12 protein-coding genes are annotated in these 13,121 nt (G+C 62.2%); 3 read left to right on the top strand and 9 right to left on the bottom strand.

Annotated features, from left to right (window positions below; genetic code table 11):
• Window positions 1-30: 30 nt before the first annotated feature.
• On the bottom strand, window positions 31-783 hold the full coding sequence (locus FJ543_RS14575) for an SDR family NAD(P)-dependent oxidoreductase (protein ID WP_140660034.1): 753 nt from the start codon (window positions 781-783) through the stop codon (window positions 31-33).
• Window positions 784-1,245: 462 nt separating this feature from the next.
• On the opposite strand from FJ543_RS14575, the gene FJ543_RS14570 reads away from it, so the two are divergent.
• Window positions 1,246-2,544 (top strand): O-antigen ligase, encoded by a 1,299-nt coding sequence (locus FJ543_RS14570; RefSeq protein WP_140875684.1) that lies wholly within the window; start codon window positions 1,246-1,248, stop codon window positions 2,542-2,544.
• Between the two features lie 188 nt (window positions 2,545-2,732).
• Here the strand turns inward: FJ543_RS14570 and FJ543_RS14565 are convergent, their stop codons facing one another.
• Together FJ543_RS14565 and FJ543_RS14560 are read right to left on the bottom strand one after the other, a co-directional pair.
• Window positions 2,733-3,989: a polysaccharide biosynthesis/export family protein gene (locus FJ543_RS14565; RefSeq protein WP_181173994.1), complete on the bottom strand. Its 1,257-nt coding sequence runs from the start codon at window positions 3,987-3,989 to the stop codon at window positions 2,733-2,735.
• An 85-nt stretch (window positions 3,990-4,074) separates the two neighbouring features.
• Window positions 4,075-4,752: a sugar transferase gene (locus tag FJ543_RS14560; RefSeq protein ID WP_015314232.1), complete on the bottom strand. Its 678-nt coding sequence runs from the start codon at window positions 4,750-4,752 to the stop codon at window positions 4,075-4,077.
• A 599-nt stretch (window positions 4,753-5,351) separates the two neighbouring features.
• On the opposite strand from FJ543_RS14560, the gene FJ543_RS14555 reads away from it, so the two are divergent.
• Window positions 5,352-5,627, top strand: a complete 276-nt coding sequence (locus tag FJ543_RS14555) for a hypothetical protein (RefSeq protein ID WP_015314231.1) — start codon at window positions 5,352-5,354, stop codon at window positions 5,625-5,627.
• Between the two features lie 21 nt (window positions 5,628-5,648).
• Here the strand turns inward: FJ543_RS14555 and FJ543_RS14550 are convergent, their stop codons facing one another.
• From FJ543_RS14550 to FJ543_RS14525, 6 genes are all read right to left on the bottom strand, one after another.
• Window positions 5,649-7,493, bottom strand: a complete 1,845-nt coding sequence (locus FJ543_RS14550) for an ABC transporter ATP-binding protein (protein ID WP_140875680.1) — start codon at window positions 7,491-7,493, stop codon at window positions 5,649-5,651.
• Window positions 7,486-8,463: a serine kinase gene (locus FJ543_RS14545; protein ID WP_140875678.1), complete on the bottom strand. Its 978-nt coding sequence runs from the start codon at window positions 8,461-8,463 to the stop codon at window positions 7,486-7,488. The genes FJ543_RS14550 and FJ543_RS14545 overlap by 8 nt, the downstream gene beginning before the upstream one ends.
• Window positions 8,460-10,382: a lasso peptide isopeptide bond-forming cyclase gene (locus FJ543_RS14540; RefSeq protein WP_140875677.1), complete on the bottom strand. Its 1,923-nt coding sequence runs from the start codon at window positions 10,380-10,382 to the stop codon at window positions 8,460-8,462. The genes FJ543_RS14545 and FJ543_RS14540 overlap by 4 nt, the downstream gene beginning before the upstream one ends.
• On the bottom strand, window positions 10,379-10,771 hold the full coding sequence (locus tag FJ543_RS14535) for a lasso peptide biosynthesis B2 protein (protein WP_224584338.1): 393 nt from the start codon (window positions 10,769-10,771) through the stop codon (window positions 10,379-10,381). Before FJ543_RS14535 ends, FJ543_RS14540 begins: the two co-directional genes overlap by 4 nt.
• A gap of 109 nt (window positions 10,772-10,880) precedes the next feature.
• The gene (locus tag FJ543_RS14530) at window positions 10,881-11,180 is read right to left on the bottom strand and encodes a PqqD family protein (protein WP_015314226.1); all 300 of its coding nucleotides are present in this window, start codon (window positions 11,178-11,180) and stop codon (window positions 10,881-10,883) included.
• Between the two features lie 135 nt (window positions 11,181-11,315).
• Window positions 11,316-11,468: a lasso peptide gene (locus FJ543_RS14525; protein ID WP_015314225.1), complete on the bottom strand. Its 153-nt coding sequence runs from the start codon at window positions 11,466-11,468 to the stop codon at window positions 11,316-11,318.
• Window positions 11,469-11,974: 506 nt separating this feature from the next.
• Here FJ543_RS14525 and FJ543_RS14520 point away from each other — a divergent pair.
• Window positions 11,975-13,105: a nucleotidyltransferase family protein gene (locus FJ543_RS14520; RefSeq protein WP_140614938.1), complete on the top strand. Its 1,131-nt coding sequence runs from the start codon at window positions 11,975-11,977 to the stop codon at window positions 13,103-13,105.
• Window positions 13,106-13,121: the final 16 nt, after the last annotated feature.

The following is a 13,121-nucleotide window of genomic DNA, read 5'->3' as shown; positions in this document are numbered from 1 at the left end:
CGTTGCCTGCTCACGCGGATTTGTAGTGCATCAGTAGGTGGCGCGGCCGCCCGAGACGTCGAACACAGCGGCCGTGGTGAACGAGCATTCCTCCGAGGCGATCCATGAGATCAGCGCCGCCACTTCCTCGACCTCGCCGAACCGCGCCATCGGTATCTTGGAGAGCATGAAATCGATGTGCTCCTGCTTCATCTGCTTGAAGATCGCGGTGCGCACGGCGGCTGGCGTCACGCAATTGACCGTCACCTTGGTTTTGGCGAGTTCCTTGCCGAGCGACTTGGTCAGGCCGATCACCGCCGCCTTCGAGGTGCTGTAGGCGGAAGCGTTGGGATTGCCTTCCTTGCCGGCGATCGAGGCAATGTTGACGATGCGGCCATAGTTGCGCTCGAGCATGTGTGGCACCAGCGCCTTGTTGCAGTAGAAGACGCCGTTGATGTTGATGTCGATGACTCCACGCCAGTCCTCGACCGAATAGGACCAGGTGGTCATGTTGGGGCCGGTGATGGCCGCACTGGTGACCAGTATGTCGACCGCGCCGAAGGCGTCGATCGTCGATCGTGCGGCGACCTCCACACTTGCCGCATCCGCAACGTCCAACGTCACTCCACGCAGGCCGGGAACAATGGCTTTCGCCTGTTCGATCTGTGCGGGATCGCGATCCCAGACGCAGACGCGCCCGCCTTCGTCGACGATCCTCTGCGCGACCGCCAGGCCGATGCCCGAGGCGCCGCCGGTGATGACCGCCGACCGGTCGGCGAAGCGTCCCGCGAAATTCATTGGCATGTGTTCCCCCCTGTTCATGTTGGCTGAAGCCGCCCCGCGTGCTGGCCCGTCCTGGGACTGTGAGGTGACCGCCGACCGAGTTCAAGCCGGCATGCGGCCGGATCGTCTGGGCCAATCGGCCGGATTATGGCGCGGCTCCTTCGAGCTGGTCGCGCAGCGCTTCCACCATACCCACCACGGCGGGGCCGATCTAGGCGTGCGCATGGACTAAGGAACCTCAAGGGAAGCGTCTCGTTCTGATGGGCAGCCGGAGCGCATGACCGATTGGCCCGTCCACGGCCGACATCTCTCGGCGATCGCCGCGCTGTAAGACAAGGTGACCGGATTTGCCATTGAGCACGGGGTGCGATAGGTTATATTGCACTGCACAATGGAGACGCCGTTTCTTGTACGACCCTGTTCGCGGATATGCCGGCTGGTTTGCGGCCTGCCGGTCCTGGGTCGCGTCGACGGGACCGTGAGATGAAAATTCCCAAATCCCTGCTCGTCGATCCCGAGAAGAATTCGGTCTATGGCAGCTTTGCCGTTGCCGTTTCGATCTGGGCGTTCTCCTATTCCGTCATTTTCGGCCAGGTGCTGATCCTGGCCTATTATGCCGTCTGGCTTCCGCTTATTCTGGTCGACTACCGGCGTTTCCTGCGGCAACTGTCCAGCGCCTGGCTGCCGCTGCTCTTCGCGGCCTATGTCTGCTTTTCCGTATTCTGGTCGCAGGCGCCCGGCGTCACCGCCAGAACGGCGGTCCAGTACTTGTCCCATATCGCCTGCGCCTATGTCGCCGCACGCACCGTCAGCGTCCGCACCCTGACGATAGGCGCCCTGGTCGGCATATTCTTCGTCCTGCTCTATTCGCTGAAGGTTGGCGCCTATTCCGAGGACGTCCTCGACGGCACCTATAATTTCGTCGGCGCCTTCGCCTCCAAGAACCAGATCGGCTTCGTCGGCTCGCTCGGCATCTATTTCTCGGTCGTGTTCCTTGCTTTCCTTCGGCGTGGCCGGCTGAGTTTCATGCTGACCGTGCCGGTCGTGCTGTTGTCGGCCTATGTGCTGGTCGTCTCGCATTCCGCCACCTCGATGGCCTCGATACCGGCGGTTCTGGCGCTGGTGGCGCTTCTTGCGATGAGCAAGCTTTTGTCGCGACGCTACCGCCGGGTGATCTTCCTGGTCGGCGCCGGCATGATCGTCGTGGTGGCCATCGTCGCCCTCAATCTCGGGCTCATGGACTTCGTGCTTGGCATCTTCGGCAAGGATTCGACGCTCACCGGGCGGACTTATCTGTGGGAGCAGGGCTGGAACGCCGCGATGCGATCGCCGATCCTTGGCGTCGGCTATGCCGCCTATTGGGTGCAGGGCTTTGCCGAGGCGGAGCGGCTGTGGAACGAATTCTACATCAGCACCCGCACCGGCTTCCATTTCCACAACACCTATGTCGAAGCCCTTGTCGAACTCGGCTTCACCGGGGCGGTGCTGATATCGCTGATCATGCTGCGCACGCTCCTCGGCCACATCGCCGCGGTGGTCTTCAAGACATGGCAGGCCGAATCGGTGGTTCTGATCGGCGTGATGGTGCTGCTGCTCATCCGCTCCTTCGTCGAGGTCGAGATACTCAACCCCTACATCATGGGTTCATTCCTGATGTATTTCAGCTTCTTCAAGCTGGCGAAGCTGCCGGTCACCCGCACGCGATGGTCACCGGCTTTCGAGCCGGCGGATGCCAAGGCCGGACAGGCAGCCTGGCCTCACCGTCCCGCGGCAGCCGAGTAATGATGAGAGTCCGCTAAAGCCATCGCAGGAAAACCGCGTAGCGGTTCCGTTCGGGATTGCGTCAACAGCCATTCTGATTTTCCGGTGCTGAAAATCTATCAGCAAAAACCTCCGCCAAGCAGGCTTGGCTGAGGCTCAAAGTCTTGCGCTATGGATAGAACGCGGCGAGCCCGCGATCTTCCGCGTTTCTACTGGCTGGCCAGCGGCGCCAGCTTGATCTTGATCACATCGCCAGGCAGTACCGGTGTGTCTTCCTTGGCGGCGATTTCGCTGGTCTTGCCGTCGACATTGCGCACCAGCGAATAGAGCAAGGTAGGTTGCTGGTCGTTGGTGATGGCGGCCGTCGTCGCTGGATCCGTGGCCTGGGCTATCAGGCCTTTTTGCATATTCACCTTCAGCGCGGCCTCGTTCAGGTCGGCTTCGGTCTGCTGGCGATCGGCGGCGAGGCTCGAACTCAAGGTGTTCTGGGCGTCGATGGCGTCCTGCGTCGCCTTGCTGATCGCCTGCTTGGCGGTCAGGATGGCTGTCTCGTAGTCCAGGATCTTGCCCTGCAGGTCGGTGACGGACTGCTGCGAATCCAGAAGCCGGGCATTGGCCACCAGGCCCTTCTGGGCCAGTGGACCGATGCTGGCCAGCTGTTGCTGCGCCAGGTCGACCTGCTTCTGCTGGTTGACGATCTTCTTCTGCAGCGATTCGATCTCGGCCTGCAGCACACCCTTGAGATCGTCGAGCGCCTCGAGCTTGAGCTTCAGCGCCTTCTGGTCGGCGGTAAGGATTGTCATCTCGTCGGCGACGATGGTCGGCAGTCGCGGATCGCCTTCGACCTCCTTGGGTGCCTCAAAACTCGTCTTGCCGGCCATATCGGCGTCGATGCGGGCGCGCTTGACGATCAGCCGAACGCGCTGGTCGTCGGAGATATCGAAATTGCCCTTGGCGGTGACCAGGTCCTTGCCGAGCTGGGGACCGTAGTCGGCGTTGCGCCTGATGCCTCCGGCGACGCTGATCGCTTTCAGCACCGTAAGATCGGGCACAAACGGAAATTGCCCGGGATTCTGCACCTCGCCCGAAATGTAGAAGGGGCGGAACTGTGCCATTTCGACCGAGGCTTCGGGCTTGTCCGACAAAGCGAGCTTGTGCTGCAGCGCCTCGGAGATCGCCGCAGCGACCTCCGCCGTGGTCTTGCCGGCCGCCGGCAATTCGCCGACGAAAGGCACCGACAGCGTGCCTGCCGGGCCGATCGTATATTGGCCATTGACCGACGACCAGTCGCGGAACGTGCTTTCGACGGTCTGCCATTCGGCGATGCGGATGGTGAGCTTGTCCTGGGAGCCCAGACGGTAATCGTCGGCGGCGGCCATCTGGGGAAAAGCAAGCGACATCGCAAGGCAGGTCGCCACGAGCCGCGAGCGGCCGGAAAACGGGCCGCTGCCAAAGGCTTCGAAAATGTCTATCTTCAACTGAGCGTTCCGATCCGTTTTAGCCCCATCGCCCGATGAGCTTGCCGCCGGATGCCTTGATCCTGCCGGCCGATCAGTAAGAGCCGCGCGACATCCAGACGGCCGGCACTGTTCTGATGATGATGCGAACGTCCTCGAACAGCGACCAGTTCTCGACATAGTGGCGGTCGAACGCGACGCGGCTGTCATAGGAAACGTCGTTGCGGCCGCTGACCTGCCATAGGCCGGTCAGGCCGGGCCGGGACTTCAGATAATAGACAGCCGCGCTGCCATAGATTTCCAGTTCGTCCCGGACCACCGGGCGAGGCCCGACAAGGCTCATGTCGCCCTGGAGGATGTTGATGATCTGCGGCAATTCATCGAGGCTCAGCTTGCGCAGCACCGTTCCGACGCGGGTGACGCGTGGATCGTTCTTCAGCTTGCGGGTCGCTATCCATTCCGCATTGGCCTCTGGATTGGTCGCGAGATAGGCTGCCAGCACCTTGTCGCCGTCCGGAACCATGGTGCGGAACTTGAGGCAGGAGAAGAGCCGTCCGCCGCGCCCGATTCGACGGTGACCATAGAAAACCGATCCGCCATCGGAGAATTTGACGAGCAGCGCTATCATGATGAACAGCGGGCTGAGCGCGATCAGTCCAGCCAGCGAACCGACGATGTCGAAACTCCGCTTGATGAGGCCGCCGATCGGCGGCGGAAAGTCGGTGTCGGCCTGCGAAAACCCCGCCGTGGCCGACTTGGCAATATCCCTCATACGGAAACTCCATGCGTTGAACGAATGGTTTACCGCACGATACCAAAAAAATGCTGCAGCGCAACACACAATTTCCCGCGCCGCTGAAATAGTCGCGTCATGAATTGACTAAATAATAAGCTCGCGCTGCACAAATTTCGAAATGTTTAGCACATTTGTGACAATAAATGGGCAAGCATAAAAAAATCCGGGCGTTTTTGGGGCGTTTTGTGGGCGGCTCGTTCCCAGTGTCGGGATCCGTAGCATACGAGTCCTTACTGACGATGCTATATTCTGGACTATTCACCTAAAATACCATCTAATATTATGGGTTGTACTCCAGATCTACAATGGCTGCAGGTTGAGTGAAATGCGGCCGGGTGCGTTGCAGCATGGCAGAGTCGAACGCGTAAGCGCAATCAAAAATATGTGCGGTTGCCCTTGCCGCCTTCTGCTCGCCTTAATAGAATTGCAAATTATACCTGTCACGGTGGCGACAGGTTGAAAGGCCGGAAGCAACCGGTCGAGAGCGGGTGGTTTAACAAGCCCGCATCACAAGGGACGGCGCTCGGGTGGGGCTATCGTTGGATATACCCGAGCCGGTTTATGGGCTGTTGGGTATGTCGCTTCCAAAATTCATCGTTGGGATGCTGTTCGCGCTCGCGATCGTCGTCGCCTGGTCCTGGCTGGGTGGAGCTTCGCTTGGCACGACACTGCTGCGTGTCATCATCTGCGCGGTGGTCATCCAGGCCGGTTATTTCGCGGTCGTCTATGCCATGATCGCCAGGAGCGCGCCAACGCCGGCCGACAGGCTGCGCGAAGCCGAGAGAAAGCAGAACTCCACCGAAGTGCCCGAGGGCGAGAAGCTGGGCAGCGTCCGGCGGGGGCTGCATTAGATCCACGGGACATCATCGTCCTCAGGCCACATCGGCGGGTTCGGTTTCCGACTGTTCTCCCGACAGCATCCGGGACAACCGGCTCCCCGGCTTCGCCTTCAACCGCTGATATTGCCCGACCTCCACCACACGACCATCCTCCATCGCCACCACCCAGTCGGCGAAGGCGATCATCGACGGCCGGTGCGCGATGGTCAGGATCGTCATTGCGCCGCGCAGGCCGTCGATCGACCGGGCGATAAGCGACTGGTTCTGCCAGTCGAGCGCGCTTGTCGCCTCGTCCAGGATGAGCAGTGACGGCTTGCGCAGCAACGCGCGTGCCAGCGCGATGCGCTGGCGCTCGCCACCCGAGAGGCGCACGCCGCGGTCGCCGACCACGGTATTCAGCCTCAGGTCCAGTCGGTCCACGAAGTCGCCGGCGTGAGCGGCGCGCAGTGCCTTCCACAAGTCGTCCTCGCTGGCCTGGGGCGCGGCAAGGCGCAGGTTCGCTGCGATCGTGTCATGCAGCAGGAACACGTCCTGCGGCACATAGGCCACCTGATCGCGCCAGCGGCGGCGATTGCCGGCATCGAGCTCGACGCCGTCGACGAGGATCTTGCCGGTGGTCGGCTCGAGCAGCCCGAGCAGCATGTCGGCGATCGTGCTCTTGCCTGACCCGGACGGGCCGATGAGCGCCGTGACCTTGCCGGCCGGAAGGCCGAAGGTGATGTCGCTCACCACTGCCTTGCCGGCGCCGTCGTCATAGACAAAGGAGACGTCGCGAATGTGCAGCCCCGTATCGAGGGTCAGCTTGCGGGCATCCGTGGATTCGACGTGGCCAGGCTCCCGTTCGGCGTCGAAACGCGCCTGCAGGTTGCGCATTGCCGTATAGGCGGGCAGGTTGATCAGCACCTGCTGGGCCTGCGTCTGCATGTCCATGAAGCGCGGCGCGATGCGCATGAAGACCAGGAGCAGCACGACGATCTCGGCCAGCGACAGGTGGAAGCGGACCAACGCCACATAGATGAAGACGCTCAAGCCTACGACGCTCGCCACCTGGAATACGGCGGTGCCGATCGAAGAGTTGCGGACATAGGCGATATTGTCGGCCTTCATCTTTTCGAGCGTGACCTGCAGCTGCGCGAAATAGCTGGCCTCGACGTTCAGGCTCTTGGCCACCTTGATGCCGCCGAGAAATTCCGAGACCGTGCGGTACTGGTCCTGGCGATTGGTCGTCAGGATCCGGCCGAAGGCGGTGGCTCGCGAGCGAAATGGCTGCAGCGCTATGAACATGACGATGCCGATGACGACGGCAAACGCCGTCATGACCGGCGAAATGAACATGGAAATCACCAGATAGCCCGCCAGCAGCACGGCGATCTGCACCAGCATCAGCAGGGCAAAAGCCGCCCCCTGGACGCGGTCTATGTCGCCGGTCAGGGCATGGTCGAGATCGGAGCCGCGCATGCGCGTGAACACGCCCCAGCGCGCCTTGCCGATGCTCTCGAACAGGTTCATGCGCAAGCGGTTGATGAAATCGAAGAGCAGCCTTGCCATGTACACCGACTTGAAGCGGTTGAAGGCTGCCTGCACGGCAACAAGCCCGACCAGCGCGCAAAGCACCGTCGTCAGCTGCAGCGTTCCGCCGGGCACCAGCCAGCGCACAAACTCGATATTGGGCAGCCTTACCGCGAAATCCTGGTCGGCACGGCCGACCAGGTGCAGCAGCGGCACCAGCAGCAGGATGGAAACGCCTTCCGTCAGGCTGCCGAGGATCAGGAACAGCAGCGCCGTCCAGGTTCGTCGTCCACCGATCCGGGCAATGACCGCGCCGAATGCCGCGACATCGCGAAACAGCGACAGGCTGAAGACCGATGACCTAGGCATCTCCAGCCAATTCCTTTTCGATCAGCGCCACAGCCTCGCCGATCCTGTCGATGCCCGTCGGAACGTCCAGCCGGCACACGCCGACATGGTTAGCGATCGCTGAACAATGGCGAAGATGCATCGCCGCGAAATCGCCGGAGAGCGCCGCGCGGCCAAACCGCGTCACGTAGGAGAATTTGATGATGGCTGGCAAGGCGGCGATTTGAGGCAGGAGGGTGATCCCGGCCCTTGCGCCGCGCTCGAGGATGTAAATCCTGGCCGCCGGCACCTTGTTGCCGGAGAAGGCGCCGTGCAGGCGATGCTGCATCTTCTCGATTGCCGGATGCACTTGCGGTCGCACTTGCGCTTGCCCAAGCGAGATCGCCGCCGCGGCGTCGGCGGCAAGCTTGATCTGCGGAAATCCCGGAACGATCATCGGTTCGTCCGGGTTGGTGAGATCGAGCGCCACGACGTCGTCGGTGAGCAGGTCGTGTCCGGCCCGGATCAGGGCGCTTGCCGTCGTCGACTTGCCGGCGCCCTTGTCGCCCATGAAGATGGCGCCCCTGCCGGCCACCGCGATGGCGCTGGCATGCAGCACCAGCAGGCCGCGCTGATGCAGCAGCAGCGCCAGCACTGGCCCCAGCAACGGGAAGGCAAGCAAGGCGTCGTCGACGCCGGGCGCCGGCTGGACATCGATGCGGCGGGCGTCGCTGATCAGGAATGCGCCGACGGCCTCCCAGGCCAGATACTGCCGGCCAGGCTCGAAACGGAAGACGGTCGCTGCCTTCGCCGAAGGCTTGGGCATATCGATCGGGCCGATGACGATCTCGATGTCGGCCGTTGCCGGGTCCGCCGGCTCCAGTTCGGGCAGCCACACGTCGGACGCGATGAGCAGGCCGTAGGCGCGGTAGTAACTTCGTTCTCCCGCTGTCCTGTCGCGGTTGGGAAGACGGTCGAGATCGCCGGCGAACGGCTCATGGCGAGACATCATGCGGGGCTCCCGCCATGCTGGACCTGCCGCAGCCACAGCGACAGCGACGCCGAGCGCCAGACATACTGGACATCGAGCGGTGCCGCCTGGTCCGGCTGGCGCAGCAGCCGCGCATAGGCGGCGTTTACTTCCGGCAGGTTGACATAGGGTGCGATGCGACCCGCATCGCCGACCAGCAACTGCTCCAGCAGGTCGCGATGGTTGCGCACCATGCCGTTGACCAGATTGGCGGTGAAATCGATCTTGTCGCGCCGCCACTGTACCGCCGCCGGCAGGATGCCTTCCATGGCCCGGCGCAGCACGTAGCGGCCAAACCCATGACGGAGCTTCTCCTCGCCCGGCAGCCCCAGGCAGAATTCCACCAGCGGCTTGTCCCAGAAGGGATACCGCGGCTCGACGCCGAAATTGGCGGCGGCCTTGTCCAAAACTTCGAAAGAGTGCGGAACATAGCCGTTGGACAGGATCCAGCGGTGGCTGAGCGCGTCGCTGGCTTGGACGCCGGGCGGCATGTAGCCAGCCCGATGGAACCGGTCGATGAGCTCGGTTCGCCTGGCAAGGTCCGGATTGATCAGGTCGCGCCAGCTGCGGCCACGCTTCGATCGGGCAGGCCTGCGCATCCTGTTCAGGGCTCGGTTCCCCAGCTGTCTCAGCCTGGCGATCCGCCAGGCCGGCCCGTAGATGGTCAGGAACTGGAAATACAGGCCGAGCGTGCTGTCGCCATAGGTGTTGGAGGCGCTTCGGACCTCGCGCCAAAGGTCCAGCCACCTGCCGCCATTGGCAAGCTCGTGCAGATGGCCATGTCCCTGTGAAACAACCTCGTCGCCGCCATGGCCGTCGAGGAGCACCTTGATGCCCTTGGCGCCAGCCGTCCGATAGATACCGCGGGTCAGCGTCAGGCCCGGCGCCAAGAATGTGCCTTCCTGTTCCTCCAGCACCCGTTCGAACTCAGCGAAGGGTGCATAATTGCCAACTGGGATGAACGTGGGATCGGCCTTCTGCTGATCGAGCACGGCATCGATGAACGGGCGCTCGTCCATCGACGAACCCTTTTCGAACACGAGCGAGAAGGTCGGTAGCCTCGGCTTGCGCTCGGCCGCATTTTGCACTCCCGCCACGCAGGTGATCGAGGATGAATCGAGGCCGCCGCTCAGCATCGCGCCGATCGACGGACTTCCTCGCATGCGGTTGCGGACCGATTGCGCGAACAGATGGGCGAATTCCTCCGCGGCATCAGGCCGCGGTGCTCGCTGCGATGGTTCGATCTGCCAGTACCGGCGCAGCACCAGACGTTGCGCGGTGACGGTGAGGCTGTGACGCGCCGGCAGGGCGAAGATGTCGCTGTAGGGCGTGGACTGCGGGTCATCGGGCAGCCCGGCCAGGAATCCCGAAATCCGGTGCTCGCTGAGTCGAGCACCGACCCCGTCGAGGCCGAGCATTGGCCCGATCTCGGAGGCAAAGGCAAAGCGGCGTTCCGCTGCGTGGTAATAGAAAGGCTTGACCCCGAAATGGTCTCGCGCGCAAAACAAAAGCTGCCGCTCGGCATCCCAGATGGCAAAGGCGAAGTCGCCTTGCAGATGCACGGGGCACGTTTCACCCCAGCGCAGATAGGCCCGCATCAGCAACGCCGCATCGGCGAGTGAGTTGTCCCTGATGCCGAGCCTTGCGAGCAGCTCGTCGCGGTTATCGAGCCGGCAATCGGCGGTGATGGCCAGCTTGCCGCCGGCCATGGTCAGCGGGCCGGGGCCGGCTTCGTCGGTGGTGTTGAGCCAGGCATGGCCAAGCGCGACGCCGCTGTCCTGCCACCACGAGGTTCCGTCGGGACCACGATGGCGTATGCGCGCCAGCATCTGCTGGATGTCGCTCGCCGCTTCAGCCGGCGCGGGGCCTTGTCGCAGCAGGATTCCGGCTACGCCGCTCATCGGCTGCCGTGGTCGATCAGGTGGGCGAAACCATCGACGGATCCGCCAAGCACGATGTGGTCATCGCTGACCAGCCAGGCATGCGCCTTCAATTGCTCGCCAGTGCCGCGCTCGATGCCGATGCGGATGTTCGACGCATTGCCCTGGCGCGCGAGGAGGTATTGGCCCGACAGCGCCTGGGTCAGGCAGGTGGCGCCCGGAACGAACCGTGCTGCGGCGGCAACCCCCCAGGCGACGAGCCGCAACTCGCCCATGCTGGCACACTGGTGCGCGTTGAGCCGCGTCACCATCCCACGCACCCGGTTGTAGGAGAACAATGTCAGCCCGAGCCGGACGGTCGTGACCACCAGCAGGCAGCGGCACAGGAAAAGCGCTTCCGAGCCGCTCAAGGACAAGATCCTGGCCAGGCTGCGCCTGCCAGGCCGCTGCTTCATCGGCCGGGGATTTCTCTGCGTCACAACTCTTTGCCGCACAGCCATGGCCTTCTGCGACGCCTGCCTAGACGAGTGCCTCATGCTCAAGCCTCGCAAGCCCGTTTTCCGCCAGGCCTTTCAGCAATGCGTCGACGTCGGCCTTGCAGCGTTCGGCGTCGACATTGTAGCGAGCGAGGACGGCGCTGCGGATGTCCGCGATCGGCTTGGGTTCCTGGATCAATTCCCAGATGAAGGCGCCGACACCGTTGAGGCTGTAATAGATATTGGACTTCAGGTTGAGAAGCGCGAGGCCATCGCCGAATTCGCAAGCAACGGCGTCCTTGGTGGCCTTTACGCAATCGTGCTCGGATGGGTTCCAGTTCATCCTAAAACCTCGTTTGCAACACACGGTCTACGCGTCATCAGGTTCAATGGAAAGTCGGGGATTTTCATCCCCGGCTCCATTTCATTGTCTTCGATCCCGGAGGCCCAACGTCATTCCTCCAGAATCAGGCTGGTCTCAGGAGAACGTCAGGTCGCCAATCGGGGTGTGCGCGGGAAACGACGCGTCGATTGCCGTGCTGCCACCACCGCCTTGGGTAATGGTTTCGATTGAACCATGTACTGTCAGGTTTGGCGTTTCGTACTCATGCTTTTCAACATTCTGTTCCATTTTACTCTCCATAAGGACTGGAAACGGCCTGTCGATTGCCGTCAGCACTTTCATGCTGCATCGCAATAGCTGCACAGCAACATTTATGAGTCAAGCCTGATTTACCGGTCGTTAATCAATTATGGGTTGCGGACGTCACCCCGCGTGTAAGAAATCCACCTCTTTCGAGATGAAGCCGGGTGTGATTGCCCCTCGTCACAGGAGATTCCGTAAACCATTGATTTTACATAAACAATAGGAAGCCATGCTTGGCCATTGCCATTGGACAACGCCGAAAGATACTCAATTTTCAGCTGATCCCATCGATGGCCCGGCCGAAGCGCTGCGCTAGGGTAGGAATTCGTCCATACATCTCATCCCCTTCCGCGAAGCCGGCAAACGCTATGGTTGTAAAATTTCGCACTGCGAAAGGAAAGGCTTTACGGCGCCGCCGTTTTTGACGATGCTTTGCTTAGCAGCTGCAGCATACGCTTCGCGCAAACCGCTTTTTGGAGACTGTGCGCTCAATGGCCTTGCCGGAAAGCTCCTATGAAAGACTGCGCGCCACCGACTGCGCCGACGAGATCGCTTATGTGCGGGCCTGCTTACGGTTGTATTTCGCGGGGCCGGCCGCCTCGGCCGGTGAAACGTGGACGCCGGGCCTTTCCGACGCTGTCGTCACTGATATCGCCAGGTTGAACAAGGTCGGTACCTTCGTCTTGAAGGCGCTGTCGCGTACGCCGGCGCATGAGAGGCCGGCCGAACTGTTCCAGTGGCTCGAAACCTATCGCAGGAGGACGGTGTCGATGAACGCCGCCTGCCTAATGGATTCGATCGCCATTCACGAGGCGCTGCTCGACAGGCGGATTGATTTCGTGTTCCTGAAAGGGCCGTTCCAGCAGCATCTGCTTTACGACGATCATTTCATGAAACCCTCGGGCGATATCGATATTCTGGTTTCGCCTGCCGGGTTCTTGAAGGCACGCGAAGCGTTACGCTCGATCGGCTACGAAGTATCGGGCAAGTCGCGTTCGGTCTGGTGGGTCCGCTTCCTCGGCGAACAGCACATGATCCGTGGCAATGGGTCGAAATCATCCACTGTCGACCTTCATTACCGGCTTCAGCAGCCCGGCTCGCCCAGTCCGCGCGATGCTGACGGGTTCCTGCGGCGAAAGCGGCTGGTCGAGATCACCGGCGCCGAAGTCCCGTTCACGTCGGCTGCCGACACGCTGATGCTGGCCTGCATCAGCGTCGCCAAGGCACTGTTCAACCGGGAGCCTTGCGCCGGCTACGTCTGCGATATCAGGGCCAGCGCCAGCCGTCTCGGCCACGCCGATCAGCAGCGTGTGCTCGATGCGGCGGTGAGCCAGGGGCTGGAGGACACGCTGCTGCTCGGCCTGCGTTCCGCCGATGTGCTGCTCGGCGGCACCGGTACGCTTCTGTCGGAGCGGGCCAAGCCGATCCTGTCGCGCATCGGCAATGAAGACCTGCTCAACATGGTCATCGCGCCATGGCTGTCGTCGCTGCGCTGGCCGCAGCGACGCACGGTGTTGTGGGAATTGTGCGGCCGGGCTCCGGTCCGTTACCTTTCCGAGGCCGGTTGGGCGGCGTCGGCGGACATCAGCCGCCGCATCTTCGAACGGCCGGCCGGCCCGTGAAGGCGGCGAATATCGA

The organism is Mesorhizobium sp. B2-5-7 (assembly GCF_006440875.1).
In the GTDB taxonomy this organism is placed as follows: domain Bacteria; phylum Pseudomonadota; class Alphaproteobacteria; order Rhizobiales; family Rhizobiaceae; genus Mesorhizobium; species Mesorhizobium australicum.
Note: the sequence above shows the minus strand (reverse complement) of the source record. Positions and strands in the feature narration are given on the sequence as shown.

What these genes read in the sequence shown, in the direction of transcription:
- FJ543_RS14575 (WP_140660034.1), bottom strand. Translation starts at nt 783, where the DNA reads ATGCCAATGAATTTCGCGGGACGCTTCGCCGACCGGTCGGCGGTCATC.
- FJ543_RS14570 (WP_140875684.1), top strand. Translation starts at nt 1,246, where the DNA reads ATGAAAATTCCCAAATCCCTGCTCGTCGATCCCGAGAAGAATTCGGTC.
- FJ543_RS14560 (WP_015314232.1), bottom strand. Translation starts at nt 4,752, where the DNA reads ATGAGGGATATTGCCAAGTCGGCCACGGCGGGGTTTTCGCAGGCCGAC.
- FJ543_RS14555 (WP_015314231.1), top strand. Translation starts at nt 5,352, where the DNA reads ATGTCGCTTCCAAAATTCATCGTTGGGATGCTGTTCGCGCTCGCGATC.
- FJ543_RS14550 (WP_140875680.1), bottom strand. Translation starts at nt 7,493, where the DNA reads ATGCCTAGGTCATCGGTCTTCAGCCTGTCGCTGTTTCGCGATGTCGCG.
- FJ543_RS14545 (WP_140875678.1), bottom strand. Translation starts at nt 8,463, where the DNA reads ATGATGTCTCGCCATGAGCCGTTCGCCGGCGATCTCGACCGTCTTCCC.
- FJ543_RS14540 (WP_140875677.1), bottom strand. Translation starts at nt 10,382, where the DNA reads ATGAGCGGCGTAGCCGGAATCCTGCTGCGACAAGGCCCCGCGCCGGCT.
- FJ543_RS14530 (WP_015314226.1), bottom strand. Translation starts at nt 11,180, where the DNA reads ATGAACTGGAACCCATCCGAGCACGATTGCGTAAAGGCCACCAAGGAC.
- FJ543_RS14525 (WP_015314225.1), bottom strand. Translation starts at nt 11,468, where the DNA reads ATGGAACAGAATGTTGAAAAGCATGAGTACGAAACGCCAAACCTGACA.
- FJ543_RS14520 (WP_140614938.1), top strand. Translation starts at nt 11,975, where the DNA reads ATGGCCTTGCCGGAAAGCTCCTATGAAAGACTGCGCGCCACCGACTGC.